This window comes from Streptomyces barkulensis, assembly GCF_002843305.1.
In the GTDB taxonomy this organism is placed as follows: Bacteria; Actinomycetota; Actinomycetes; order Streptomycetales; family Streptomycetaceae; genus Streptomyces; species Streptomyces barkulensis.
On sequence record NZ_PGSG01000100.1, the window covers coordinates 1 to 1,271 of the forward strand.

Consider the following 1,271-nt stretch of genomic DNA (forward strand, 5'->3'; position numbering starts at 1 on the left):
TCCCCGTGGCCGAGCTGGCCGTCGGGGACCGCTTCCTGGTCCGCCCCGGCGAGAAGATCGCCACCGACGGCACCGTGGTCGAGGGCTCCTCGGCCGTGGACGCCTCGATGCTGACCGGCGAGTCGGTGCCGGTGGACGTCTCGGCCGGTGACGCGGTCACCGGCGCGACCGTCAACACCTCCGGCCGGCTGGTCGTGCGGGCCACCCGTGTCGGCTCCGACACCCAGCTCGCCCGGATGGCCAAGCTGGTCGAGGACGCCCAGAGCGGCAAGGCCGAGGTGCAGCGGCTGGCCGACCAGGTCTCGGCCGTCTTCGTGCCGGTGGTGCTGCTGATCTCGCTGGGCACCCTGGGCTTCTGGCTCGGCACCGGCGGAGGGCCGGCCGCGGCCTTCACCGCGGCCGTCGCCGTCCTGATCATCGCCTGCCCCTGCGCCCTGGGCCTGGCCACCCCCACCGCCCTGATGGTCGGCACCGGACGCGGCGCCCAGCTCGGCATCCTCATCAAGGGCCCCGAGGTGCTGGAGACCACCCGGCGTGCGGACACCGTCGTCCTGGACAAGACCGGCACCGTCACCACCGGGAGGATGGAGCTGCGGGACGTCGTCGCCGCCGGGGGCGAGGACGAGAGCGAGGTGCTGCGCCTGGCCGGCGCCCTGGAGCACGCCTCCGAACACCCCGTCGCACGGGCGATCGCGGCCGGGGCCGCCGAGCGCGTCGGCACCCTGCCCGCGGTCGAGGGCTTCGAGAACACCGCCGGGCTCGGCGTCCGGGGCACCGTCGAGGGCCGCGAGGTGGCCGTGGGCCGGGAGCGGCTGCTGGCCGAGAGCGCCCTGGAGCTTCCCCCGGAGCTGGCCGGGGCACGGGCCGCCGCGGAGGCGGAGGGCCGCACCGCGGTCGCCGTCGCCTGGGACGGGAAGGTGCGGGGGCTGCTGGCGGTGGCGGACGCCGTCAAGCCCACCAGCGCCGAGGCCATCACCCGGCTGCGCGCCCTCGGACTCACCCCCGTCCTGCTCACCGGCGACAACCGGGCGGTGGCCGAATCCGTCGCCCGCGAGGTCGGGATCGACGAGGTGATCGCCGAGGTCATGCCCCAGGACAAGGTCGATGTCGTCAAGCGCCTCCAGAGCGAGGGCCGCTCCGTGGCCATGGTCGGCGACGGCGTCAACGACGCGGCCGCCCTCGCCCAGGCCGACCTCGGCCTGGCCATGGGCACCGGCACCGACGCCGCCATCGAGGCCGGCGACCTGACCCTGGTCCGCGGCGACCTGCGC

Annotated in this window: 1 protein-coding gene; it reads left to right on the top strand. The window is 75.9% G+C overall.

Features of this window, described 5'->3' with window-relative positions:
* The coding region (locus CUT83_RS20500) for a heavy metal translocating P-type ATPase (RefSeq protein WP_101257311.1) at window positions 1-1,271 on the top strand (1,271 nt) is incomplete at both ends.